Origin of the sequence: Streptomyces sp. R44 (assembly GCF_041053105.1) — a bacterium.
Taxonomy (GTDB): domain Bacteria; phylum Actinomycetota; class Actinomycetes; order Streptomycetales; family Streptomycetaceae; genus Streptomyces.
The window spans coordinates 6,986,467-7,010,043 of record NZ_CP163444.1 but is presented as its reverse complement, the minus strand read 5'-3'; the positions used below and the strand labels follow the sequence as shown (position 1 = coordinate 7,010,043).

Sequence of the window (23,577 nt, the reverse complement as noted above, 5' to 3'; positions counted from 1 at the left end):
GGAGGCGTCACCGGCCCTCAGCCCTCAACCCTCGACAGGAGGCTCCTTCTTCGCCCGGCTCGGCTGCACCCGCTTCGGCTCGCCCGGCATCTTCGGGTACTCCGGCGGGTACGGCAGATCGCCCAGACCGTGCTCCGCCTCGTCCCGCCGGGCCAGTTCGAGCAGCGACTCCAGGCTGAACCGCTCGTCGTCCATGTCCGCGTGGACGTCGCCGACCTCCGCGTACCGGGCAGGCATCGTCCTGATGTCGAAGTCCCGCGGCACGGCCTCGTCGATCTCGTCCCACCGCAGCGGCGCCGAGACGGGGGCGTGCGGGCGGGGACGTACGGAGTAGGCGGAGGCGATCGTGCGGTCCCGGGCCGTCTGGTTGTAGTCGACGAAGATCCGCTCGCCGCGCTCCTCCTTCCACCACTTGATCGTGACCCGGTCCGGCATCCGCCGCTCCAGCTCCCGCCCACAGGCGATGGCCGCCCGTCTGACCTGGGTGAACGTCCACTCGGGGAGGATCGGCACGAAGACGTGGAGGCCCCGGCCGCCCGAGGTCTTCGGCCAGCCGCGCAGTCCGTGCTCGTCGAGGACCGCGCGCAGCTCGTGGGCGGCGCGGACGGCGTCGGTGTAGTCCGTGCCGGGCTGCGGGTCGAGGTCGATGCGCAGCTCGTCGGGATGGTCGGTGTCCTCGCGGCGCACCGGCCAGGGGTGGAAGGTGACGGCGCCGAGGTTGGCCGCCCAGAGCACGGCCGCCGGCTCGGTGGGGCACATCTCGTCGGCCGAACGGCCGCTGGGGAAGGTGATGTGGGCCGTGGGGATCCAGTCGGGCAGGTACTTCGGAGCGCGCTTCTGGAAGAAGGACTCGCCGGTCACCCCGTCGGGGTAGCGCTCCAGGGTGGTGGGGCGGTTCCGCAGGGCGCGGGTGACGCCGTCGCCGACGGCCAGGTAGTACTGGACGAGGTCCATCTTGGTGTAGCCGGGCTCGGGGAAGTACACCTTGTCGGGGTTGGAGACCCGCACGGTCCGGTCGCCGACTTCGAGCTCCACCGCTGCCGCCTTGCCTGCCATGCCCGTCAGCCTAGGGCTCGCCGACAACTCCCGCATACCGGACAATCAGCCCATGGATCTTCCGGTGATGCCGCCCGTGAAACCGATGCTCGCCAAGTCCGTGAAGCGGATCCCGCCCGGGATGCAGTACGAGGCGAAGTGGGACGGCTTCCGCGCGATCGTGCACCGGGACGGGTCGGAGCTGGTCATCGGCAGCCGTACGGGCAAGCCGCTCACCCGCTACTTCCCCGAGCTGGTCGAGGCGCTCGCGGCCCGGCTGCCGGAGCGCTGCGTGGTCGACGGGGAGATCGTGATCGAGCACGAGGGGCGGCTCGACTTCGACCGGCTCTCCGAGCGGATCCATCCGGCGGACTCCCGGGTCCGGATGCTCGCGGAGACGACCCCGGCCCGGTTCATCGCCTTCGACCTGCTCGCCCTCGGGGACGACGCGCTGCTCGACACCCCGCTGAGCGAGCGCCGGGAGGCCCTGGAGCGGGTCCTCGACGGGGTCGACGCGCCGGTCCACCTGGCGCCGGCGACCCGGGACCCCGAGCTCGCCGCGCGCTGGTTCGAGCAGTACGAGGGCGCCGGGCTCGACGGGGTGATCGCCAAGCCGCTCGACCTGCCGTACCGGCCGGACGCCCGCCTCATGTACAAGATCAAGCACGAGCGGACGGCCGATGTCGTCGTGGCCGGATACCGCTTCCACAAGAGCGGGCCGGTGGTCGGCTCGCTGCTGCTCGGCCTGTACGACGACCGGGGCGTCCTCCAGCACGTCGGCGTCTGCGCGGCCTTCACCGCCGCCCGCCGCGCCGAGCTCGTCGAGGAGCTGGAGCCGCTCCGGATGGACCCCCCGGACGGGCATCCGTGGGCGGCCTGGACGGACGAGACCGCGCACGAGGGGGCCCGGTTGCCGGGCGCGCCGAGCCGCTGGTCGGGCAAGAAGGACCTGTCGTGGGTGGCGCTGCGGCCGGAGCGGGTCTGCGAGGTCGGCTACGACCACATGGAGGGGGACCGCTTCCGCCACACCGCGCAGTTCAAGCGGTGGCGCCCGGACCGGACGCCGGAGTCCTGCGGCTACGGGCAGCTGGACGAGCCCGTCTCGTACGATCTGGCCGAGATCCTCACATAGGCCTCACCCGTCCCGAGAGGCGGCCCGGGGCGCAACGTGAGATGCCACACATTCGGCATGCCCGAACCGGCCCCGCTCGCACCGGGCTTCCGGCCGGTACGCGGAGACCGTGCACCGCCCGGCGGCCGCCGCCCTGCCCCGTACCTGCGGGAACGTCCCGAGCACCGGGCACGGCGCCGCGGCGTTCGGGCCGCCCGCCCGTCCGGCGGCCCGTTCCGCTGTTGCCCGGCCGCGACATCGCCGTACCGGAACCCGTACCGCGATCCGGTACGTATGGAGAGGAGACCCTTCCGTACCCTCCCCGGACCGACTAGGACTGACCCGTGATCACCTCGCCCTCGCGCCTCGTTCCCGTACCGATCCCCGACAGCGTGGCCGCGATGATCGGCGCCTGTCTGCCGCTCCACGTCCTCCAGGCGGAGGTCGACGCGGACTGCGCGGCGCGCGAGGTGTACCGCTTCCGGGGACCGCTCTGCGCGGAGGACCGGGCGGACCGCGAGCACGCCCTCGCCGCCCTCGCGCGGGCCAACAAGATCCTCGCCAAGCACCACCCCAAGCTCCCCGTCACCCCCTGACGGGGTACACCTGTTCGGCCGTCCCCCGCATGCATGAGGGCGGCGGCGGTGTGACGCTGCGAGAGTGACCACGACCAGCGACGCAGCGCCCGCGCCCTCGGCCGCCACCGAGCCACCCGTGCTCGACAGCCGCCGCCGCAACATCGTCTTCGGCACGATCATGCTGGGCGTCCTCCTCGCCGCCCTCGACCAGACGATCGTCGGCACCGCCCTGCCCACGATCGTCTCGGACCTCGGCGGCGCCGCCCACATGTCGTGGGTGGTCACCTCGTACCTCCTCGCCGAGACGGTCGCGACCGTCCTCGTCGGCAAGTTCGGCGACCTCTTCGGCCGCAAGGTGATCTTCCAGATCTCCGCGGTCGTCTTCATCACCGGCTCGTTCCTCTGCGGACTCGCCACCAACATGACGCTGCTCATCGTCTGGCGCGGGCTCCAGGGCATCGGCGCCGGCGGTCTCATGGTCACCTCGATGGCGCTCATCGCCGATGTGATCCCGCTGCGCGAACGCGGCAAGTACCAGGGCGCGATCGGCGCCGTGTTCGGTGTCTCGACCGTCATCGGCCCGCTCCTCGGCGGGCTGTTCACCGACCACGCGAGCTGGCGCTGGGCGTTCTACGTGAACGTGCCGATCGCGATCCTGGTCGTGATCGCCGCCGCCCGGACGATCCCCTCGGTGCGCTCGGCGAGCCGGCCGGTCATCGACTACCTCGGCATCGCACTGGTCGCGATCGGCTCCAGCGCCCTGATCCTGGCGACCAGTTGGGGCGGCAACGAGTACGCCTGGGGCTCCGGCGTCATCATCGGGCTCTTCGCGGGCGGCCTCGTCGCCCTGGCGCTGTTCTGCTGGGTGGAGACCCGGGCGGCCGAACCCATGCTGCCCATGCGGCTCTTCGGGAACCCCGTCTTCACGGTCTGCTCCGTGCTCAGCTTCGTCGTCGGCTTCGCCATGCTCGGCGCCATGACCTTCCTGCCGACGTATCTGCAGTACGTCGACGGGGAATCGGCGACGATGTCCGGCATCCGGACCCTGCCCATGGTCATCGGCCTGCTGATCGCCTCCATCTTCAGCGGCAACGTCGTCAGCAAGACCGGCCACTACCGGGTCTTCCCCATCGTCGGCTGTCTGGTGATGGGCGTCGGCCTCTTCCTGCTCTCCCTCATGGGGCCCGACACCGGCACCTGGCTGGAGTCGCTGTACATGTTCGTGCTCGGCGTCGGCATCGGCCTGTGCATGCAGGTCCTGACCATCGCCGTGCAGAACACCGTCGACTACGCCGACCTCGGCACCGCCACCTCCGGCGTCACCTTCTTCCGCACCCTCGGCAGCTCCTTCGGCACCGCCGTCTTCGGCACGATCTACGCCAACTCCCTCAAGCCCAACCTCGCGTCGGGCATCGTCGAGGCCGGCACCATCGCCAGGAGCCTCGGCGTGAACCCGGCGGTGATCCCGCAGGCCGCGCAGAGCCCCGCCGGCCTGCACGGACTCCCGGACCTGATCGCCGAGCCGATCGTCCAGGCATACGCGGACACCCTGCACACCGTCTTCCTCTGGACGGTGCCGGTCGCCGCCGTCGGCTTCGTCGTCGCCCTCTTCCTCAAGCAGGTGGAGCTGCGCGACTCGGCCCGCTCCGCCGCCCCCGACATGGGCGAGGGCTTCGGCTCCCCCACCATGTCCGGCGACTCGGAGAAGCTCCTCGAACTGGCCGTCGGCCGCATCCTGCGCCGCACCGACTACGACACGGCCAAGGCGATCGTCTCCGCGTCCGACACCCGGCTCGACACGGCGGGAGCCTGGGCGGTGATGCAGGTCGAACTCTTCACGCGGACGGTCGGGCACGCCAGCCTCGGCCTGATCTCGGCCGGCCGCCGGGTGCCGCCCGAGGTGCTCCTCCCGGTCTTCGACCGGATGGTCGACGAGGGCTTCCTCACCCGCGACGGCAACCTGCTCTCGCACACGACGGCGGGCAAGCGCGAGGCGGAGGTCATCACCCACGCCTGGGGCCAGTGGCTCTCCGACGTCGTCGCGCAGGAGCGCGGCCGGCCCAGCGGACCCGAGCTGCGGGTCGCGACGGACGCCATCGCCAAGAAGATCGTCGCCGAGGACCTCGCGGCCGGCCTCCCGAGGGGCCGGGTGGCGGTGGGCGCGGGCGTGCGCTGAACCACCGCCCCCGCCCCGCCTCCACGTCAGTCGTAGCGCGTGCAGATCGTCACGGGGAATCTGGCCGACCACTTGTCCGTGGACTCGTCATACCCACGTGCATATCCGTTGTGCGGGCCGTAACAGGGCGCATGGAGATTCGTGTTGACGTTGACCCAGCCTCCGGCGAGGTTGGGGTGCTCCCGGGCCACCACCCACTTCTTGAAATACACCGTGCCGTTGTTGTGCTTCACCATGACGAAGACGTGACGGCCGAGGGTGAAACAGCCGCCCTGTATCTTCAGGTCGCCGTCGAAGTCGTAAGTCGACACCCACGGCGGAGTGGGCGCACAATTCACCAGGGAGACCAGCGTGTGAGCGCCCGCGGGTTCTGCTGGTGTCCGCGCCGATGCCGCACCAGGAACAGCGAGGCTGACGGCGGCTGCCATGATGGTCGCCGTGGCGGCGGTGACATGCCGCCGGCGATGCGCTTTCGAAGGAGCGAGGATACCCATGACCGTTCCTCGTGCATCAATGGAATCGGTATTGCACCGAGTCCAGACGTCGGGCGTCGGGATCAGGGACGCCAAACCCGTTGGGGCGGCCCTTTCACACGCGGGCTCGCCACGGTCGACCGGGGGACGGACCACCGAGTGGTCGAGGTCCAGCCGGCGCCTTGCATTCCTTCGATCAGTCTACTGACGGCCGCAGAAGAGCGGCAAATCGCGCGTCAGTTCCCGGCCGCCCATTGAACATTCAATGGGCGGCCGGACACGGCCTATTCGATGAAGTCGCCGTCCACGTACACCCACGCGCCCTCGTGGCGGGCGAAGCGGCTCCGCTCGTGCAGCGCGCCGGGTTCGCCGCCGTGGACGTAGCGGGCCGTGAAGGTGACGGTGCCCTGCTGGTGGAAGGCCGTGCCCTGACCGGTCTCCTCGATCTCCAGGCCGGCCCAGCGCATCCCCGGGTCGAAGTCGACCTCGCCCGGCCTGGTCTCCGGCGCCCAGGTGCGCAACAGATACGCCTCGTCGCGGACGACGAAGGCGCTGTAGCGCGAGCGCATGAGGAGCTCGGCTGTCGGTGCCGTGCCGGTGCCCGAGTGGAACCGGCCGCAGCACGCGCCGTACGCGGCGTCGAGTCCGCAGGGGCAGGGCGAGGCCGCGGTCACGGCAGGGACGGGCGCGACCGGGGACGTACGGGGGCGGGTCTTGCGTCGGGACATGGCCTCATTGTCCCCCACCCTCCGCGAGGCGGAGACGCCCGGCATGTGGACGCCGCCGTGGACGGCGGTCCGGAATCCCCCTGCTCAGCGGGCCCGTCCGAGTAGCGTACGACCATGAAACTGACGATTCTCGGAGGCGGCGGATTCCGGGTGCCGCTGGTGTACGGCGCCCTCCTCGGCGACCACGCCGAGGGGCGGGTCACCCACGTCACCCTGTACGACCTCGACGAGGGCCGGCTCTCGGCCATCGCGCGGGTCCTCGCGGACCAGGCGGAGGGGGTGCCGGACGCGCCGGCCGTGACGGCGACGACGGACCTGGACGAGGCGCTGCGCGGGGCGGACTTCGTGTTCTCCGCGATCCGGGTCGGCGGTCTGGAAGGCCGCGCGGCCGACGAGCGGATCGCGCTCGCCGAGGGCGTGCTCGGCCAGGAGACGGTGGGCGCGGGCGGCATCGCGTACGGGCTGCGTACCGTGCCCGTGGCCGTACGCATCGCACGGAGGATCGCCGAACTCGCCCCCGACGCCTGGGTCATCAACTTCACCAATCCGGCAGGGCTGGTCACGGAGGCGATGTCCCGCGTCCTCGGCGACCGGGTCGTCGGCATCTGCGACTCCCCCGTGGGCCTCGGCCGCAGGGTCGCCCGCATCCTGGACGCGAACCCCGACGAGGCCTGGATCGACTACGTGGGCCTCAACCACCTGGGCTGGCTGCGGGGGCTGCGGGTCGGCGGACAGGACGTGCTGCCGCGGCTGCTCGCCGACGAGGAGAAGCTCGGCTCCTTCGAGGAGGGCCGGCTGTTCGGCCCGGAGTGGCTCCGCTCGCTGGGCGCGATCCCCAACGAGTACCTGCACTACTACTACTTCAACCGGGAGGCCGTGCACGCCTACCGGACGGCCGAGCGGACGCGCGGGGCGTATCTGCGCGACCAGCAGGGCGCCTTCTACGAGGAGATGGCCAAGCCCGACACGCCGGCCCTCGCCGCCTGGCACCGTACGCTCGCCGACCGAGAGGCCACCTACATGGCCGCCAACCGGGAGGCCGCCGGAATCGGGGAACGCGACGAGGAGGACCTGGAATCGGGCGGCTACGAGAAGGTGGCGCTCGCGCTCATGCGGGCGATCGCCCGGGACGAGCGGACGACCCTCATCCTCAATGTCCGCAACGGCTCGACGCTCTCCGTGCTCGACGCGGACGCCGTGATCGAGGTGCCGTGCTTCGTGGACGCGAACGGCGCCCACCCGGTGTCGGTGGCCCCGCTGCCGTACCACGCCGTCGGCCTGGTGACCGCGGTGAAGGCGGTGGAGCGCGAGGTCCTCGCGGCGGTGGAGAGCGGCTCGCGGGCGACGGCCGTCAAGGCGTTCGCGCTGCATCCGCTGGTGGACTCGGTGACGGTGGCGCGCCGTCTGGTGGAGGGCTACACCGCGGAGCACCCCGGCCTTGCCTGGCTCCGAAGCTGAGACGACCGGGCGGCAAACAGACGACTGACGAACATCTTTACGAGGCCGGGGGTGCGGCCTAGGCTCGCGCCCCATGACCTCACAGCGCAAGGGAGTTCGAGGTGCGGCGGCGCGCCTCGCCGCGGTCTGTCTGCTGGCCGCCGGTCTGCTGGGAACGGCACCGGCGGCCGCCGAAACACCCACGTCCGGTGAGGGGCCGGCCGTCGTCCCCGTACAGACCACCGGGCCCGCCGACCGCCGGTTCAACCTGGTGTTCATGGGCGACGGCTACACCGCGGCCGAGATGCCGGCCTTCCGGGCCGACCTGGAACGGCACCTGAACACCCTGTGGAGCATCGAGCCCTTCGCCTCCTACCGCTCCTACATCAACGTGTGGGCGGTGGAGGCCCCCTCGGCCGAGTCCGGCGTCGACTGCGACCCGGGCCTCACCGCACCCGCCCGCGACACCGCGCTCGACATGGGCTTCTGGGGCGGCTGCGACCCGGACAGCGTGCAGCGGCTGCTCACCGTCGACAGCCGGAAGGCCGCCGCGCTCGCCGACCTCGTCCCCGGCACGAGCCGCGCCAACCGCCAGATCGTCGCCCTCGCCCACAGCTCCACCTACGGCGGCGCGGGCGGAAGTTACGCCACGGCCTCCGGCGGCAACGCCCTCTCCTCGCTCATCACCCCGCACGAGATAGGGCATTCGCTCGGCGGCCTCCAGGACGAGTACGACTACTACGCGCGCGGGGTCCCGGGCGGGGCCTACGAAGGCCCCGAGCCGTCCTCCGTCCACCACACGCTCCTGACGGAGCGCCAGATGCGTGAGCAGCGGGCCAAGTGGTGGCGCTGGCTGGGCGAGGAGAGCGAGTCCGGCGGGGTCATCGGCCGCCACGAGGGCGGCATGTACAGCACGGAGGGCGTCTGGCGCCCGAGCCGCCACTCCCTCATGAAGACCCTCGGCTACGCCTTCGACCAGGTGGAACGCGAGGTGATGGTCCGGGCGATCTCGGCGAAGGTGAACCTGGTCCAGGACCACACCCCGAACACGGCGCCGATCGGAGCGGACCGCACGGTGTGGGTGGACACCCTGCACCCGGTGGGCGGCGCGCTCGCCGTCACCTGGAAGCTGGACGGGCAGGCCCTCGACACCGGCGGCGCCCGCACCGTCGACCTGCGACGGCTGCCGGTCTCCCCCGGCACGCACACCCTGACCGCGACGGTCACCGACCCGACGCCCTTCGTCCGCGACCCGGCCGTCCGCGGCTCGGCGGCGCTCACCCGGACGGTGACGTGGACGGTGGACCCCACACTGAGCACGGTCCGAGGCCCGGAGGATCCCGGCTTCACCGGGCACACCCCGACCGGCTCCCCCGTCGGCGCCCGGAGCGTCGTCCACGCGGACACCACCCACACGGCCCACGGCACCCCCACCGTGCGCTGGCGCCTGGACGGGCGGCCGGTCTCCACGTACGGCCGCAACGACCGTGATCTGAACCTGGGCGCGCTCCCCGTCGCCCCCGGCACGCACACGCTGACCGCGCGCATCCCGGGCACGGACGAGGAGTTGAGCTGGACGGTGGACGCCCTCCCCGCCACCGCCACGTACGAGCTGTCCCAGCCGCTGCGCACGGTCCGGCGTCCCGGGCGGCCGGTGGAGTACGTCTACGACGACGCGTTCACCATGCGGCTGACCGCGCGGGGCGACCGGGACGGGGCCGTCGTCAGCCAGTTCCGCGTCGACGGCGACGGCTGGTACACGTACTACGGCTGGCCGACGGACGCCGGCGCGCCGTTCCGCTTCTCGCCGGGCGGCACGGTGATCGACGACCTCGTGTACGGGAAGCTGGGCCGGAGCCGGGCGGTGCCCTGGGACGACGCGAGCCCGGACTACGGCACGCACACCGTCGAGTACCGCACGATCGACTCGGCCGGGAACACCGGCCGGGCACGGAGCTTCCTGGTGACACTGGTGGAGCCGTAGCCGTAGCCGTCGGACGAGGAGGGGCCCGCCGACGGTGTCGGCGGGCCCGTCGCGTACGCGGGTCGGGTCAGGGCTTGCGGGCCACCGCGGCCCACCCCGGGATGGGGTCGTCGCCCTGGACCGGGACGGGCTCGCCCAGCTCCGGGTGCCAGTCGGCGGTGAGCGAGACGCCGGGCTCGACGAACTCGAGGCCCTCGAAGAACGCGGCCAGCTCGTCGCGCGAGCGGGGCCGCAGGGTCAGCCCGCGCGCCTTGTACATGGCACTCGCCTTCGCCGCGCCCTCGGGGTCGAAGTCCCCGGTGACATGGGAGAGGACGAGGTAGCTGCCCGGCGCGAGCTTCTCGACGATCTTGGAGACCAGTTCGTACGCGCCGTCCTCGTCCCCCACGAAGTGCAGAAGGGCGAGCATCGACAGCGCGATGGGCTGGTCGAAGTCAAGGACCTTTCCGGCCCTTTCGAGGATGATCTCGGGCTCGCGGGCGTCCGCCTGGATGTACTCGGTGGCCCCCTCCGGGGTCGAGCGCAGCAGGGCGGCCGCGTGCGCGAGCACGATCGGGTCGTTGTCGCAGTAGACGATGCGGGACTCCGGCGCGGCCTCCTGCGCGATCTGGTGCAGGTTGGGCTCGGTCGGGATGCCCGTGCCGACGTCCAGGTACTGGCGGACGCCGTGGGCGCTGAGCCAGCGGATGGCACGGTGCATGAAGGCCCGGTTGACGCGGGCCATGTCCCGGCCCCGGGCGTCGACGGTGAGCAGCTGGCGTGCCATCGCCTCGTCGACCGGGTAGTTGTCCTTGCCGCCCAGGAACCAGTCGTACATGCGCGCGGGATGCGGCTTGCTGGTGTCGATCCTCACGGATGTGGGGTCCTGGGTCATCGGCTCTCCTGGTCGGGACGAACGGGTGGCACAGCAACAAGAGTTACGCGATGGTAGGCGTGGGATGGAAGGGGTCAGGTGAGCAGAAAGTCAGCCTGGCCGGATTTGGCGCCCTGGATGAAAGCGGCGATCTCCCCGTGGGTGTAGATGAGCGCTGGTCCTTCAGGGTCTGCGGACTGTCGCACGGCGACTCTGCCGTCGGCCAGCTTCATGGCCTCCACGCAGTTGCCCCCGTTCCCGCCGCTCCAGGGCTTGTGCCAACCCTCGGCACCGAGCTCAGCGGCGGGCATGCCGTTGTATATGCGATCCATTCACAGCTCCTTGCGGAGATTCCGGAGAATCTCCTTCGTGCGTTGTGCAGTCGCGGCCTGCGCCGCCATGCGGTCCATGACCTCCAGGTGGGATGCCACCTCGGGACGCGCGTCGAGGTAGACGGCGCCGGTCAGGTACTCGCTGTAGACCATGTCCGGGAGTTCGGGCATGGCGAAGCGGAAGAGGACGAACGGCCCGTAGGTGCCGGGATGGTGGCCGGACGCGAACTCCGCGATCTGCAGGGTGACGTTCGGCAGCTCTGACGCTTCGAGCAGCCGGTCGAGCTGGTCGCGCATCACTTCGGGCCCGTCGCCGACCGGTCGGCGGAACACCGTCTCGTCCATGATCACCCAGAACTTCGGGGCGTCGTCCCTGGTCAAGAGGGACTGGCGCTCCATCCGCAGGGCTACATGGCGCTCGGCGTCCTCGTCCTTGCCGGCATCGCTGCCGGCACCGACCGCCCCGCTGCGCAGAATGGCGCGGGCGTACTCCTCGGTCTGGAGCAGACCGGGGACGAACTGGGGTTCATAGGCCCGGATGAGGCTCGCGGCCCCCTCCAGGCTGACGTACATGGAGAACCAGCCGGGCAGCACGTCATGGAACCGCTGCCACCAGCCGGGGAGGTTGGCCTCCTCCGCGAGGGCGACGAAGCCCTCGGCCTCGGAGTCCGTGATCCCGTACTCCTTCAACAGGAGCTGCACGTACGGAATCTTCAGCGCGACCTCGGCGGTCTCCATCCGCCGGACGGTGGCCGGGGCCACCCGCAGGATCTTCGCCGCCTCTTCCCGCTTCATGCCGGCCCGCTCGCGCAGGTCCTGCAGACGCTTTCCGAGGACGACCTGTCCCACCGTCGGGGCGGACCGCGGCTCGCTCACTCTCAGACCTCCCCGACGCACTGTTTCGACGAGTGTGCCACGAAGCCGGGCCAGAGAGAACACAGCACTCTGCAATTTTCAGAGTGCCACTTGCCAAGTGTCCGACTCAGGAGGACAGTGTTCCGGTGAACCAGTACACGCTGCCGCCGTGCGCCACCGCGCCACGGCGACAGCGCCGTACGGCAGTCCTGCCCACTGTTGTGAGGAACCGGTCGTGGCTTCTGGTAACGCGCAGCCCTCAGGTCTCATGAGCCCGCGAGCCCCTCGGGTCATGGCCCAGCGCCCACAGCAGCACACCGATCCCGTCCGCCGCTTCGCCTTCGAACTCCCGGCCCTCACCGCCTCCGTCGCCCGCGCCCGCAGACTCGCCGAGGAACGGCTCATCCTCTGGGGCTGCGACCCCGAGATACGCGACACCGTCGCCCTCGTCGTCTCCGAACTCGTCACCAACGCCGTCGTACACACCGCGAGCGACCGCATCGTCTGCGAACTCCGCGAAGGCGAGGACACCCTGCGGATAGCCGTACGGGACGAGGGCGGCCCCGCCGGACCGCGCATACGCGACTGCGGCGAGGAGGAACGCGGCCGCGGCCTCCTCATCGTCGACGCCCTCTGCACCGCCTGGGGCGCCGACCGCACCGGCCACGGCACCGCGCAGATCGTCTGGGCGGAACTCGCCCACGGCATGGGGGAACCGTGCTGAGGTCCCTCCGCATCATCCCGCGCAGCCTCAGGTCCCCCGACGCCACCGGCCGCCCGGCCCTCCGCCCGGGCGACACCGCCGTCCCGGCCCAGCGCCGCTCACCGGAACCCCTCCGCCCCCCGACCCGGGCAGCAGAACTCGGCGCCACCCGCCTCACCGTCCCCGTCGGACTCCACACCGGCCTCGGCTGCGACGCCGTCGGCGTCCCCGCCCGCTTCGGCTTCAAGATCCTCTCCCGGCTCCCCGCCAAGGGCTGCATCTACGCCGACTCCGACTGGTGGTGGTGGCTCGTCCCCGCCGGCTCCGACCACGACCTCACCTGGCCCCTGCCCGCCTGCTACGCCCCCGGCGCCGAGATCCCGGACCGCGGCCCCCGCCTCATCCACCACCCCGACGGCACCTCCCCCTACACCCCGCCGATCCCCCTCTACCTCCTCGTCTGCCAGCTCACGGGCATCGCCCCATCATGGCCGGCACCGCCGGTACGCAGCGCGCTCTGACACATACGGTTGGTGATGACGGCACGGAAGGATCACCCGACCGAGGCCTCTCCACCCCGAGCCCCCGCGCGACCGGCGGGAAACCCCTAGGCTCGATGCCATGTTCACCCCGCAGGGCCCCAGCCTCCGCGAGCTGACCGTCCAGGCCCTCTCCTCGGTCGAGCACGGCTACGACCTGCTCGCGAACAAATTCGACGCGACCCCGTTCCGCACCTCCGACCGGCTCCTGACCGCGGTCGCCGACACCCTGGAGACCCTCGGGCCCTTCGACTCCGGCCTCGACGTCTGCTGCGGAACCGGCGCCGGCCTCGGCGTCCTCCGCTCCGTCTGCGCGGGCCGCGTCACGGGCGTCGACTTCAGTACGGGCATGCTCACCCGGGCCCGGAACGCCCACCCGACCGCCGACCTGGTCCGCGCCGACGCCCTCGCACTCCCCTTCGCCCCGGTCTTCGACCTGGCGGTCAGCTTCGGCGCCTTCGGCCACTTCCTCCCGGCGGCCCAGCGCACCCTCTTCACCCAGGTCCACGCCGCCCTCCGCCCCGGCGGCACCTTCGCCTTCCCCCTCCCGGCCCCACCCCCGGTGGGCTCCCGCCTCTACTGGACCCTGTGGGGCTTCGACACGGCGATGCGCCTGAGGAACGCCGTCTGGCGCCCCCCGTTCGTCATGTACTACCGCACCTTCCGCCTCGCGGACGTCCGCACCCGCCTGGAGGACGCGGGCTTCGAGGTCACTCTCGTCCCGATCGAACCCCTGGGCCACCGCGAGGACGGCAGCCCGCATTGCAGGCTCGTGGTGGCACGGAAGGCGTAGGGGCGACACGTCGGTCGGCGGATCCGACCGCTCCAAGAGGCGGAAAGGCGTCACGTCGGGGATCCGACCGCTCCAGAAGGCGGAAAGGCGTCACGTCAGGGGATCCGACCGCTCCAGAAGGCGGAGGGTCTGCCGTCCGGACCGATGCCGACCTCTACGTCGACCTCCCTCGCCGAACCGGGCGGCAGGTCGAAGCCGTACCCGCCGACGGCCTTGCGTCCGGCAAGCAGGGTGCCGTGAAGCCCGAGCACGGGCGGCGGCTCGGCGTCGAAGACGCGCGCGAGCTCCCGGCCCTCCGCGTCCCGCCCCGTCACCACGACGCTCCCGAGGTCGATCCGCTCGCCGGTGCCGTTCCGTACGGCCACGTCCACCACCACGGCCGTGTACCCCTCCTTGTGCCCCGATGCACCCTGCGAAGGCGAGAAGGTCCTCGGCACGGACACCGTCACCTCGACCCCGTCCGCGTACTTCTGCGTCTCACCGAAGGCGTGCGCACGGTCGACGGAGGTCAGAGCTGTCGGTGCGGGAGATGGAGTGGTCCCGGTACTCCGCGATGCGGGCGTCGAGGGTGACGCCGGTCCCGGAGTCTCCCCCTCGGCCCGCCCACCGCCGTCGAAAACCCCCGCACCCATGAGGATGCCGACCAGGCCCACGACAAGGCCGATCCCGCCGATCAGTAGGGCGAGGAGGAACCACCTCCCCGAGGGCCTCCGCGGGGGCGGGCCGCTCAGGGGCCCGGAGGGTGGACCGGAAGGGGGAGGTCCTGAGGGGGTGCTGCCGTCGGTGCCGTCGGCCATGGGATGCCTCCGCCGCTCGGTGGGCGACGCACGATCACCTCAGCCTAGGACGGTGGCGGGCCCCCCGCGCGGTGAGTGCGACCGGGGACGGCGGGGGCGCGTCAGGCCTTCTTGACCACGCTCGACTTGAGCTGCATCGCCCCGAAGCCGTCGATGCGGCAGTCGATGTCGTGGCCGTCGACGCCGTCGACGAGGCGTATGTTGCGGACCTTGGTGCCGGCCTTGATGCCGGACGGGTTGCCCTTGACCTTGAGCGCCTTGACGACGGTCACGGTGTCGCCGTCACTGAGCACGTTGCCGACGGCGTCCTTGATCACACGCTCCCCGGGGGCATCGGCGGAGCCGGTCGCGCCCTCGGCGGCGGGAACCCACTCGTGGCCGCACTCCGGGCACACCACCAGATTGTTCATCTCGTACGTGTGCTCACTGGAGCACTGGGGGCAAGGAGGAATGTTCTCGTTCACTCCCCCAGGATAGGCGCCGTCCACCCCTCTGAACTCGGACGATGCCCCACCTGTGGATAACGCGAAATGCCGGTCGATTCGAGATCGACCGGCACTTTCACGTGGTGTCCGAGGGGGGACTTGAACCCCCACGCCCGATAAAGGGCACTAGCACCTCAAGCTAGCGCGTCTGCCATTCCGCCACCCGGACAAGGTGTCTGTCGCTCCGGGGTTTCCCCCGCGGCGACAGAGATAACTCTACCAGGGGTTCGAGGTGCCTTTCACCAGCGTTTTCCATGGTCAGTGGGGTGGGACGGCCTCATCGACCGCGATCCGGTCCGGACCGCCCCACCCCCCGTACGGGTTGCTCGCCCCCGTACGCGCAGGGTGACGAGAGCCGCGCGCCCCCGGTCAGCCCTTCTCTCGCAGCGAGTGGAGGTGCGCGCTGGACCTGCGCGCGAAGGTCAGGGAGTCGACGGGGTTGTCGCGCTCCGTCTGCCAGTGGTGGCCGCTCCTGCCGTGGTGGGTGCGGTCGACCGCGGAGATGAAGCGCCGGTAGTCGATGTCCCCGTCCCCCACGTCGGTCATCCGGTAGCCGTAGGGCACCACCGAGTCGTCGCGGTCCCCGTCCTTCACGTGGAAGAGCGGATAGCGCTGCGGCTGGGCCAGGACGTAGTCGAGGGGGTCGAACGGCGCGGGGGTGCCGTCCGGGCGGACCGAGTAGCGGTACTGGCCGACGTACGCCCAGAAGACGTCCATCTCCAGGTGCACGAGCTCGGGGTCGGTCTCGGCGAGGAGGACGTCGTAGAGCCGGACGTCGGGGCGGTCTGTGGCGAAGGAGAACTCCTCCGAGTGGTTGTGCTGGTAGAACTTCATGCCCCGCTCGCGCGCCGCCTCGCCGAACCGGTTGAACTCCTCGGCACAGCGCTTCCAGCCGTCCACGGTGGCGCCGTAGCGCCAGGGGCCGGAGGCGGTGCCGATGTGCGCCAGGCCGAGGGCGGCGGCGTCGTCGAGGACCCGGTCGAGGTTCTGGGCGAAGGTGTACGCGGCGGGGTCGTTCGCGTAGTAGCCGACGTGGCTGCCGATGGCCCGCAGCCCGTGGTCGCGGGTGAGGCTCCTCAGCTCGGCGAGGGTCAGCGGGCCGGCGGCGCCCTGGCCGTATCCGGCGTACTCGACCTCGTCGTAGCCGTACTTCTGCAGCTCGGCGAAGACGGCGGCGAAGCCGAGGGTGGCGACCTTGTCGCGCAGCGAGTAGAGCTGGATGCCGAGGCGCCCCGGCGGCAGGACGGGGCGGCCGGACCCCTCCCCCTGGGTCGCGGGGTCGGCGGCGGTGGCCGCCGCCGCGGGCGCCGCGGCGCCGAGGAGGGCGGCGGCGGTCGCGCCGGCGGCGACGCCCAGCATGTCGCGCCTGCTGAGCCGCCTGCCGAGCTCGGGGTCGGCGGCGCTGTCGGTACGGCCGGTGCGGCGGATACGACTCATCTGTGGATAACTCCTTGGCTGTCGTCGGGGTCTGCTTCACTGGATTCCGGTCGGGGTCGTGGCGGTCCTACGTGACTCCGGCCAGCCTGAGCAGCAGGTTCTTCACATCGGTGGCCGCGACGCGGCCGCTTACGGCGCGGGGGGTGGAGCACAGAATGAGCGGACTTTCGTCCTCGCTCGTGGGGAGGCGGCCATGGCTGCCGCGAAGAGGTGACGGGTCCAGAGGGACGACCGCGAGCCGGTAGCGCATGCCGAGCTTCTTGCGGGCGATCTCCTTGGCCGCCCTGATCCGGACGTACGGGTCGAGCGGGTCCATGAGCAGTTCGGCGGGGTCGTAGCCGGGCTTGCGGTGGATCTCGACGAGCCGGGCGAAGTCGGGGGCGCGGGCGTCGTCGAGCCAGTAGTAGTACGTGAACCAGGCGTCGGGCTCGGCGAGGGCGACCAGCTCCCCCGAGCGCGGGTGGTCGAGGCCGTGTTCCTTCTTGCCGTCGTCGTCGAGCAGCGTGTCGAGACCGGGGAGGTCCGCGAGCGCTTCCCGGACGGCCGGCAGGTCGCCGGGGCGTCGGACGTAGACGTGCGCGATCTGGTGGTCGGCCACGGCGAAGGCCCGGGAGGTCATGGGGTCCAGGTACTCCATGCCGTCCTGGGTGTGGACCTCCAGGAGGCCGGCGCGGCGCAGGGCGCGGTTGATGTCGACGGGCCGGTCGGCGCGGGTGATGCCGTACTCGGAGAGGGCGACGACCGTGCGTCCCTCGGCGCGGGCGTCGGCGAGGAGCGGGGCGAGGACGGTGTCGAGCTCGGCGGCGGCGCGGAAGGAGCGCGGATCGTCGGGGCCGTAGCGCTGGAGGTCGTAGTCGAGGTGCGGGACGTAGCAGAGGGCGAGGTCCGGGCGGCGGGTGCGGAGGATGTGCCGGGTGGCGTCGACGATCCACCGGCTGGAGACGAGGTCGGCGCCCGGGCCCCAGAAGTGGAAGAGGGGGAAGGTGCCGAACTTCTCGGTGAGTTCGTCGTGGAGGGCGGGGGGACGGGTGTAGCAGTCGGGTTCCTTGCGTCCGTCGGCGTAGTAGACGGGTCGGGGGGTGACGGTGATGTCGGTGTCGGCGCCCATGGCGTACCACCAGCAGATGTTGGCGACGGTGTAGCCGGGGTGGGCGCGGCGGGCGGCGTCCCAGAGGCGGTCGCCGGAGACGAGGCCGTTGTGCTGGCGCCACAGCAGGACGTCGCCGAGTTCGCGGAAGTACCAGCCGTTGCCGACGATGCCGTGCTCGGCGGGGAGGGTGCCGGTGAGGAAGGTGGTCTGAGCGGTGCAGGTGACGGCGGGCAGGACGGTGGAGAGCGGGGCCTGGGAGCCGCTGCGGGCGAGGGCGGCGAGGTGGGGCATGTGCGGGAGGAGTCGTGGGGTGAGACCGACGACGTCGAGGACCAGGAGGGGGGTGGGCCGCGTGTCGGTCATGGCAGTTCCTTGAGGCCGAGGTCGGTCATGGCAGTTCCTTGAGGCCGAGGTCGGTCATGGCAGTTCCTTGAGGCCGAGGTCGGTCAGCAGGTCGCGGGCCAGGGTCAGTTCGGCGGCGATGCCGTCGGCGAGCCGGGCCCGGGTGCGGGGGCGCCGGTCGGGAGGGAGGACCTGCCAGGTGTAGGTCTCGACCTCCAGGTGGCGGGTGCGGGGATGCGGGCCGCCGACGAGGAGGGCGAGCGTGTCCCGGAGGACGGGCAGCGTGGAGGCGAGCGGAGGGGCGGGGGGCGTATGCAGCGGTACGTGGAAGTGGGCGCGCCACGGGGTCGCGTCGGGAAGTCCGTGGCCGGGGGCCGTGCCGGGCTTCCCGCCGGGTCCGGGGGCCGGGGTGGCCAGGGCTTCGGGGAGGTCGTCGGTGCCGCGCAGGCCGGCGGCGGTTCTGGTGCGGGTCTGGTGGAGGAAGCGGGGTTCCGCGAAGGCGGCGAGCGCGGTCCTGACCTCGGGGAGGTGCGGGTGCTCGGCGTGCAGGGCGGCGGAGAGCTGGGCCTTGGGGACGGTGATGCCGGCGTCGGCGAGCGACTCCAGGGCGGTGCGCGGGTCCTCGAAGGAGGTCGCGAGGTGGCAGGTGTCGAGGCAGACGCCGATACGAGGGCCGCGGAGGCCCGGCGCGGAGGTGAGCGCGGCGACGGCGTCGGCGACGGTCTCGACGGCGCAGCCGGGTTCCGGTTCGAGGCCGATCCGGATGTTCTTCCCGGTGAGGTCCTCCAGGGCGTCGAGTCGGGTGACGAGGCTGGTCAGGGCGGTGTGGGCGGTGGCGGCGGCCCGGGTGGTCCATCGGGTCCGCCAGGCGAGCGGGAGGGTGGAGACGGAGCCTTCGGTGACGTCCTCGGGGAGGAGAGCGGCGAGGAGGTGGGCCAGGTCGGTGGTGTGGGCGAGGCGTTCGGGGCGGGTCCAGTCGGGCCGGTAGACGCGGTACTTGACCTCGTCGGCGCCGAAGCCCTCGTAGGGGAAGCCGTTCAGGGTGACCACTTCGAGGCCCCGGCGGTCGAGCTCGGCACGCAGCGCCCGGAGCGAGGCCGGGTCGGCGGTCAGGGAGCGGGCGGCGTCCCGGGCGAGCCAGAGGCCGATGCCGAGGCGGTCGCGGCCGAGGCGGCGGCGGACCGGCTCGCAGTGGTCGCGGAGCTGGGCGAGGACGCCGTCGAGGGTCTCGGCCGGGTGCACGTTGGTGCAGTAGGCGAGGTGGACGGTGGAGCCGTCCGGGTGCCGGAAGCGCATCGGGGCGCCTCATTCCCCGCCGCGGAGGACGGAGTTGCCCTCGTGCAGGTCCGGTGGGGCGGGGAGGTCGAGGTGGAGGCGTCCGCCCAGGCCGTAGAAGGCGACGGGGTTGCGCCACAGGACCTGGTCGACGTCGTCGTCCGTGAAGCCGGCGGCGAGCATCGCGTCGGCGACCGCCCGGGTCTTGAGGGGGTCGCTCCGGCCCCAGTCGGCGGCGGAGTTCACGAGGACGCGGCCGGTGCCGTACTCCTTCAGGATCGCGACCGTCCGGTCCTCGTCCATCTTGGTGTCGGGGTAGACGGAGAAGCCGAGCCAGGCGCCGCTGTCGGCGGCCTCCTTGACCGTGGTCTCGTTGAGGTGGTCGAGGAGGACGCGGTCCGGGGGAAGGGCGGACTCGCGGACGACGTCGATCGTGCGGCGCAGGCCGGTGAGCTTGTCGCGGTGCGGGGTGTGGACGAGGGCCGGCAGGCCGTGGTCCGCGGCGAGCTGGAGCTGGGCGGCGAGGGCGGTGTCCTCGGCCGGTGTCAGGGAGTCGTACCCGATCTCGCCGACGGCGACGACGCCGTCCTTGGCGAGGTACCGGGGCAGCGCGTCGAGGACGGGGGTACAGCGGGGGTCGTTGGCCTCCTTGGGGTTGAGGGCCAGGGCGCAGTGGTGGGCGATGCCGTGCTGGGCGGCGCGGAACGGCTCCCAGCCGAGGAGGGAGTCGAAGTAGTCGAGGAAGGAGGCGGGCGAGGTGCGGGGCTGGCCGAGCCAGAAGGAGGGTTCGACGACGGCGCGGACACCGGCGCCGTGCATCGCCCGGTAGTCGTCCGTGGTGCGCGAGGTCATGTGGATGTGCGGGTCGAAGATGCGCATCAGGACTCCTCGGCGGGGGCGGTGAGGACGAGGACGCGGGCCAGGTCGGCGGGGAGGGGGCGGCCTGCGGCGGTGCGTTCGGCGGCGTGGTCGGCGAGCATCCGGGCGAGTTCGGTGTCACCGGCGGCGCGCTCGGCGAGACCGGCCACGGCGGCGACCGGGACTCCGGTGAACAGGCACTTGAGGAGGGCGTGCCGCCAGGCGTGGGGGGTGAGGTGGGTGGCGGCGTAGGGGCCGAGGGCGGCGGCGACGAGGGTGGTGTCGTGGGTGCGGAGGGCGTCCTCGACGAGGGGCAGGGCCTGCGGGCCGGTGACGAGGGAGGGGAGGGCCACGAGGACGGCGCGGCGTTCGGCGGCGGTGCCGTGGTGGTAGAGGCGGGCGAGGGTGTCGGGCCCGGCGCCGGCTGCCCGGAGGAGGCGGGTGCGGACCTCGTCCGCGTGCGCGGGGCCGCAGTGCCGACCGGCGGCCACGAAGTGGGGTTCCCAGGCGGGGGTGCCGCCGGCGGCATCGGCGAGGGCGGTGTCCAGCCAGGCTCGGGCGGTTTCGGTCAGCATGCCGGGGTCTCCTGGCGCAGGAACGAGAGGGAGGAGCGAGCGAGTTCGGGGCCGGCGTGGGAGTGCCGGGGCAGCTCGACGACCGTCAGGCCCGGGTAGCCGGCCGCGGTGAGTTCCGCCAGGGCGGCCAGGACGGGCGGGAAGTCGATCTCCCCGTCGCCGAACGGGAGGTGTTCGTGCACACCGCGTCGCATGTCCTCGATCTGGACGTGGTGGATCCAGGGGGCGGCGGTGCGGAGGCAGTCGGCGGGAGGGAGGGGTTCGAGGCACTGGCAGTGGCCGATGTCGAGGGTGAGACCGAGGACCGAGGGAGGGGGGTTTCCGAGGAGACCGCGCACGTGGTGGAAGTCGTCGAGGGTGGCGAGGAGATGACCGGGTTCGGGTTCGACGGCGAGGGGCACGCGGGCCGCTTCGGCGGCCTCCAGGACGGGAGGGAGTGAGGAGACGAGCCGCTTCCAGGCCTCGTCGGACGGGGTGCCGGCGGGGAGGGTGCCGCTGAAGCAGTGCACGGCGTGCGCGCCGAGGTCGGCGGCCACCCGCACGGCCCGCAGGAGGAGTCGTACGCGGGCGGCGCGGTCCTCCGGGTCCGGGTCGAGCAGCGACGGGCCGTGCTTGCGGCGCGGGTCCAGGACGTAGCGGGCGCCGGTCTCGACGGTCACACCGAGCCCGAGCTCGCCCAGGCGCCGGGCGACCCGGGCGGTGCGGGCGGCCAGGTCGGGGGCGAGGGGGTCGAGGTGCATGTGGTCGAGGGTCAGCCCGACACCGTCGTAGCCGAGGTCGGCGAGCAGCGCGAGGGCGTCGTCGAGACGGAGGTCGGCGAGCCCGTTGGTGCCGTAGCCGAAGCGGGGGGCGGGGCGGAGTGCCGTGCCGTCGTCGGGGTGGCCTACCGGGGAGGGGTGGCTCATGTCGGGCTCACCTTTCGGGCGAGTGCGCGGGCGGCCGGGACCAGGCCGAGGAGGGCGAGCGCGGTCCCGGGCGCCCCACCTCGGGCGGCCAGCGCGGCCTGGAGCGGGATCGTCGCCCGGATCCCACCTCCGACGGCCCGCTCGGTGAGCGCCGCGGACGGGTTGAGCGCGGCGTGCAGGAGGAGGGTGGCGGGGGGTGCGGGCGTAGGCGAGGACCAGCCATGGCCCGAGCCGACGGGAGAGGGGGGAGGTGGGAGCGGGGAGGGTGGGGGGGGGGGGGGGGGGGGGGGGCGGGGGCCCCCGGGGGAGGCGGATTCCGCGGGACCTCTCCGGTGACGGCGCCCTTCCCCGTGCCCGAGGTCGCTCCGGCGACCGCCAGGGTCACGGCGAGGGCGGCGAGGGGGGTGCGGGTGGAGCCGCCCCGGGTTTCGTGTCGGGAGACGGCGGTGACGGCGTAGGTGTGGGCGGCGAGGAGGGCGGCGGGCGGAGGGGAGGGCGCGGGCGGCGTCGAGGGCGGCGGGGGAAGGGTGGGCACGGGCGGCGTCGGGGGCGGCGGAAGGGAGGGCGCGGGCGGCGTCGAGGGCGGGTCGGGGTGTCGGCTTGGCTGAGGCGAGCGCGCCGAGGAGGAGGTCGAGGGCGCGGGCGGTGGCCATGGTGGCGGGGCCGGCCGGGGTGTGTTTGAGGCCGAGGTCGTAGGCCCAGACGGTGGTGGCGAGGGCGGTGGCCGTGACGAGGGCGGGGCGGCCTGCGCGGGAGGCGAGGCCGAGGCCGGCGAGGGTCAGTGCCGCCGAGGCGGCCAGGGCGGCGCCGGGTGTGACGCGGCCCGAGGGGAGGGGCCGATGGGGGCGTTCGAGGGCGTCCTCGTGGCGGTCGGCCCAGTCGTTGAGGGCCATGCCCGCCTCGTACAGGCAGAGGGAGGCGCCGATGGCGTGGAGGGTGCCGCGGCCGGGGCGGGCCCCGGTGGTGGCGGCTCCGGCGAGGGCGTCGCCGGGTACGGAGGGCAGTGCGGAGACGCGGAGCAGCTCCGCCCAGGCGCGTGCCGTTCCGGCGGCGCGGCCGGTCATCGGGCGCCCTGCCCCGGGGTGGGGTCGGCGAGGGTGCGGCCGAAGGCGATGAGGCGGTGGTACTGGTCGGCGAGGGAGGCCGGTGGGGTGCCTTCGGGGTCCTTGAAGTAGAAGGCGAGGTCGTCGAGGGGGCCGGTGCGGCCGGTTTCGTGGGCGCGGGCGGTGAGGCGGGCGAGGTCCAGGACGAGGGGGGCGGCGAGGGCGGAGTCGCAGCCCTGCCAGAGGGTCTGGAGGATCATGCGGGTGCCGAGGAAGCCGTCGAAGGCGATGTGGTCCCAGGCGGTCTTCCACTCCCCCAGGGCGGGGACGTCGTCGATGTGGACCTGGCCTTCGACGGTGGTGCCGAGGGTGTCGGTGAGGACGCGTTCCTTGCCGGCGTTCTTGGCGGCGGCGGCCGCGGGGTCGGCGAGGGCGGCTCCGTCACCGCCGCCGAGGAGGTTGCTGCCGGACCAGGCGCGTACGGTGAGGGCCCGCTGGCGGAACATCGGGGCGAGCACGGCTCGCAGGAGGGTCTGTCCGGTCTTGCCGTCGCGGCCCGCGTGGGGCAGTCCGGTGGCGGCGAGCGGTGCGGCGAGGGCGGGGTGTCGCAGTCCGGTGGACGGGGTGAAGTTGACGTACGGGCAGCCGGCGCGGAGTGCCGCTGCGGCGTAGAGGGTGCTGGGTGGGAGCCCGGCGCCCCCCGACGCCGGCTCCGTGGAGGCCACATTGACGACCACGACGCGGTCCAGGCCAATCCTTCGGCGGAAGTCCGTCAGGTCGATGGTGAAGGCGGTGATGAGCTGTTCGTCGGTGCGGGTGTCGCCGGGGGCGGGTCCGCCGGGGCGGATCTCGAGGTCGGCGGCTTCGAGTTCGGTGGCGACGGCGTGGGCGAGGCCGTGCGGGAGGACGCCGGCGGTGGTGAGTTGTTCGGCGCGTTTGGGGAGGGGGCAGTCGGTGGTGTCGTGGCCGCCGAAGACGAGGGAGGCGAGCGGGGGGAGGCCGGCGTCGGCGAGGTCGGGTGTCTCGGTGGCCATGCCGGTGGGCGGGTGGAGTCCGGCGACGAGGGCGGCGCAGCCGGCCACGGTGGTGGTGGCGACGGAGCCTCTCGCGCCGATGAGCCAGATTCCGGTGCGGGGTGCGGTGGTCATGGCGTCGGCCTCCCTCTGGAGGAGA

24 protein-coding genes and 1 tRNA gene are annotated in these 23,577 nt (G+C 72.4%); 8 read left to right on the top strand and 17 right to left on the bottom strand.

All coding sequences use genetic code 11. The features are described from left to right. Nucleotides 1–24: 24 nt before the first annotated feature. Nucleotides 25–1,056, bottom strand: coding sequence for a non-homologous end-joining DNA ligase (ligD, locus tag AB5J54_RS32750; RefSeq protein ID WP_369147526.1), 1,032 nt, complete (start codon nucleotides 1,054–1,056; stop codon nucleotides 25–27). A gap of 52 nt (nucleotides 1,057–1,108) precedes the next feature. On the opposite strand from ligD, the gene AB5J54_RS32745 reads away from it, so the two are divergent. The 3 genes from AB5J54_RS32745 (at nucleotide 1,109) to AB5J54_RS32735 (ending at nucleotide 4,900) form a co-directional block, all read left to right on the top strand. Continuing rightward, nucleotides 1,109–2,167: an ATP-dependent DNA ligase gene (locus AB5J54_RS32745; protein ID WP_369147525.1), complete on the top strand. Its 1,059-nt coding sequence runs from the start codon at nucleotides 1,109–1,111 to the stop codon at nucleotides 2,165–2,167. Between the two features lie 326 nt (nucleotides 2,168–2,493). Then, on the top strand, nucleotides 2,494–2,742 hold the full coding sequence (locus AB5J54_RS32740; RefSeq protein WP_369149533.1) for a hypothetical protein: 249 nt from the start codon (nucleotides 2,494–2,496) through the stop codon (nucleotides 2,740–2,742). Between the two features lie 64 nt (nucleotides 2,743–2,806). Next, on the top strand, nucleotides 2,807–4,900 hold the full coding sequence (locus AB5J54_RS32735; protein WP_369147524.1) for an MDR family MFS transporter: 2,094 nt from the start codon (nucleotides 2,807–2,809) through the stop codon (nucleotides 4,898–4,900). Between the two features lie 26 nt (nucleotides 4,901–4,926). On the opposite strand, the gene AB5J54_RS32730 is transcribed toward AB5J54_RS32735, so the two are convergent. Together AB5J54_RS32730 and AB5J54_RS32725 are read right to left on the bottom strand one after the other, a co-directional pair. Continuing rightward, nucleotides 4,927–5,394 (bottom strand): hypothetical protein, encoded by a 468-nt coding sequence (locus AB5J54_RS32730; RefSeq protein ID WP_369147523.1) that lies wholly within the window; start codon nucleotides 5,392–5,394, stop codon nucleotides 4,927–4,929. A gap of 263 nt (nucleotides 5,395–5,657) precedes the next feature. Further along, nucleotides 5,658–6,101 (bottom strand): YchJ family protein, encoded by a 444-nt coding sequence (locus AB5J54_RS32725; protein WP_369147522.1) that lies wholly within the window; start codon nucleotides 6,099–6,101, stop codon nucleotides 5,658–5,660. A 114-nt stretch (nucleotides 6,102–6,215) separates the two neighbouring features. Between AB5J54_RS32725 and AB5J54_RS32720 the strand changes: the two genes are divergently transcribed. Together AB5J54_RS32720 and AB5J54_RS32715 are read left to right on the top strand one after the other, a co-directional pair. Continuing rightward, nucleotides 6,216–7,559 carry a 6-phospho-beta-glucosidase gene (locus AB5J54_RS32720; RefSeq protein WP_369147521.1) on the top strand — a complete coding sequence of 448 codons (1,344 nt, stop codon included), beginning with the start codon at nucleotides 6,216–6,218 and terminating at the stop codon, nucleotides 7,557–7,559. Between the two features lie 73 nt (nucleotides 7,560–7,632). Further along, a complete protein-coding gene (locus AB5J54_RS32715; protein WP_369147520.1) occupies nucleotides 7,633–9,522 on the top strand; it encodes a M64 family metallopeptidase in 1,890 nt (629 codons plus the stop codon). A gap of 67 nt (nucleotides 9,523–9,589) precedes the next feature. Here the strand turns inward: AB5J54_RS32715 and AB5J54_RS32710 are convergent, their stop codons facing one another. The 3 genes from AB5J54_RS32710 to AB5J54_RS32700 all read right to left on the bottom strand — a co-directional run bounded on the left by AB5J54_RS32710 (nucleotide 9,590) and on the right by AB5J54_RS32700 (nucleotide 11,583). Next, on the bottom strand, nucleotides 9,590–10,396 hold the full coding sequence (locus AB5J54_RS32710) for an SAM-dependent methyltransferase (RefSeq protein WP_369147519.1): 807 nt from the start codon (nucleotides 10,394–10,396) through the stop codon (nucleotides 9,590–9,592). Between the two features lie 74 nt (nucleotides 10,397–10,470). Then, a complete protein-coding gene (locus tag AB5J54_RS32705) occupies nucleotides 10,471–10,707 on the bottom strand; it encodes a DUF397 domain-containing protein (RefSeq protein ID WP_015037566.1) in 237 nt (78 codons plus the stop codon). After that, complete coding sequence (locus AB5J54_RS32700) at nucleotides 10,708–11,583, bottom strand: helix-turn-helix transcriptional regulator (protein WP_369147518.1); 876 nt, start codon at nucleotides 11,581–11,583, stop codon at nucleotides 10,708–10,710. It abuts the gene before it with no gap. A gap of 271 nt (nucleotides 11,584–11,854) precedes the next feature. Here AB5J54_RS32700 and AB5J54_RS32695 point away from each other — a divergent pair, with 271 nt between their 5' ends. The 3 genes from AB5J54_RS32695 (at nucleotide 11,855) to AB5J54_RS32685 (ending at nucleotide 13,597) form a co-directional block, all read left to right on the top strand. Further along, entirely contained in the window at nucleotides 11,855–12,286 is a 432-nt protein-coding gene (locus AB5J54_RS32695) for an ATP-binding protein (protein ID WP_369147517.1), read from the top strand. Next, the gene (locus tag AB5J54_RS32690; protein ID WP_369147516.1) at nucleotides 12,280–12,786 is read left to right on the top strand and encodes a hypothetical protein; all 507 of its coding nucleotides are present in this window, start codon (nucleotides 12,280–12,282) and stop codon (nucleotides 12,784–12,786) included. Before AB5J54_RS32695 ends, AB5J54_RS32690 begins: the two co-directional genes overlap by 7 nt. A gap of 100 nt (nucleotides 12,787–12,886) precedes the next feature. Further along, nucleotides 12,887–13,597: a class I SAM-dependent methyltransferase gene (locus tag AB5J54_RS32685; protein WP_369147515.1), complete on the top strand. Its 711-nt coding sequence runs from the start codon at nucleotides 12,887–12,889 to the stop codon at nucleotides 13,595–13,597. 95 nt (nucleotides 13,598–13,692) lie between these two features. Here the strand turns inward: AB5J54_RS32685 and AB5J54_RS32680 are convergent, their stop codons facing one another. From AB5J54_RS32680 to AB5J54_RS32630, 11 genes are all read right to left on the bottom strand, one after another. Further along, on the bottom strand, nucleotides 13,693–13,974 hold the full coding sequence (locus AB5J54_RS32680; protein WP_369147514.1) for a hypothetical protein: 282 nt from the start codon (nucleotides 13,972–13,974) through the stop codon (nucleotides 13,693–13,695). A 521-nt stretch (nucleotides 13,975–14,495) separates the two neighbouring features. Continuing rightward, nucleotides 14,496–14,858, bottom strand: a complete 363-nt coding sequence (locus AB5J54_RS32675) for a zinc ribbon domain-containing protein YjdM (protein WP_369147513.1) — start codon at nucleotides 14,856–14,858, stop codon at nucleotides 14,496–14,498. Nucleotides 14,859–14,960: 102 nt separating this feature from the next. Further along, nucleotides 14,961–15,048: transfer RNA gene (locus tag AB5J54_RS32670), tRNA-Leu, on the bottom strand. 200 nt (nucleotides 15,049–15,248) lie between these two features. After that, a complete protein-coding gene (locus AB5J54_RS32665; protein WP_369147512.1) occupies nucleotides 15,249–16,316 on the bottom strand; it encodes a sugar phosphate isomerase/epimerase family protein in 1,068 nt (355 codons plus the stop codon). 67 nt (nucleotides 16,317–16,383) lie between these two features. Then, nucleotides 16,384–17,769 carry an alkaline phosphatase family protein gene (locus AB5J54_RS32660; RefSeq protein ID WP_369147511.1) on the bottom strand — a complete coding sequence of 462 codons (1,386 nt, stop codon included), beginning with the start codon at nucleotides 17,767–17,769 and terminating at the stop codon, nucleotides 16,384–16,386. A gap of 54 nt (nucleotides 17,770–17,823) precedes the next feature. After that, nucleotides 17,824–19,044 carry a metabolite traffic protein EboE gene (gene eboE / locus AB5J54_RS32655; protein WP_369147510.1) on the bottom strand — a complete coding sequence of 407 codons (1,221 nt, stop codon included), beginning with the start codon at nucleotides 19,042–19,044 and terminating at the stop codon, nucleotides 17,824–17,826. Between the two features lie 9 nt (nucleotides 19,045–19,053). Further along, nucleotides 19,054–19,902 carry a TatD family hydrolase gene (locus tag AB5J54_RS32650; RefSeq protein ID WP_369147509.1) on the bottom strand — a complete coding sequence of 283 codons (849 nt, stop codon included), beginning with the start codon at nucleotides 19,900–19,902 and terminating at the stop codon, nucleotides 19,054–19,056. Further along, nucleotides 19,902–20,456 carry an EboA domain-containing protein gene (locus AB5J54_RS32645; RefSeq protein ID WP_369147508.1) on the bottom strand — a complete coding sequence of 185 codons (555 nt, stop codon included), beginning with the start codon at nucleotides 20,454–20,456 and terminating at the stop codon, nucleotides 19,902–19,904. The genes AB5J54_RS32650 and AB5J54_RS32645 overlap by 1 nt, the downstream gene beginning before the upstream one ends. Beyond that, a complete protein-coding gene (locus AB5J54_RS32640) occupies nucleotides 20,450–21,361 on the bottom strand; it encodes a sugar phosphate isomerase/epimerase family protein (RefSeq protein ID WP_369147507.1) in 912 nt (303 codons plus the stop codon). The genes AB5J54_RS32645 and AB5J54_RS32640 overlap by 7 nt, the downstream gene beginning before the upstream one ends. After that, complete coding sequence (locus tag AB5J54_RS32635) at nucleotides 21,358–22,425, bottom strand: UbiA family prenyltransferase (protein WP_369147506.1); 1,068 nt, start codon at nucleotides 22,423–22,425, stop codon at nucleotides 21,358–21,360. Before AB5J54_RS32635 ends, AB5J54_RS32640 begins: the two co-directional genes overlap by 4 nt. Beyond that, complete coding sequence (locus AB5J54_RS32630) at nucleotides 22,422–23,552, bottom strand: inositol-3-phosphate synthase (RefSeq protein WP_369147505.1); 1,131 nt, start codon at nucleotides 23,550–23,552, stop codon at nucleotides 22,422–22,424. The genes AB5J54_RS32635 and AB5J54_RS32630 overlap by 4 nt, the downstream gene beginning before the upstream one ends. Between the last annotated feature and the right edge of the window lie 25 nt (nucleotides 23,553–23,577).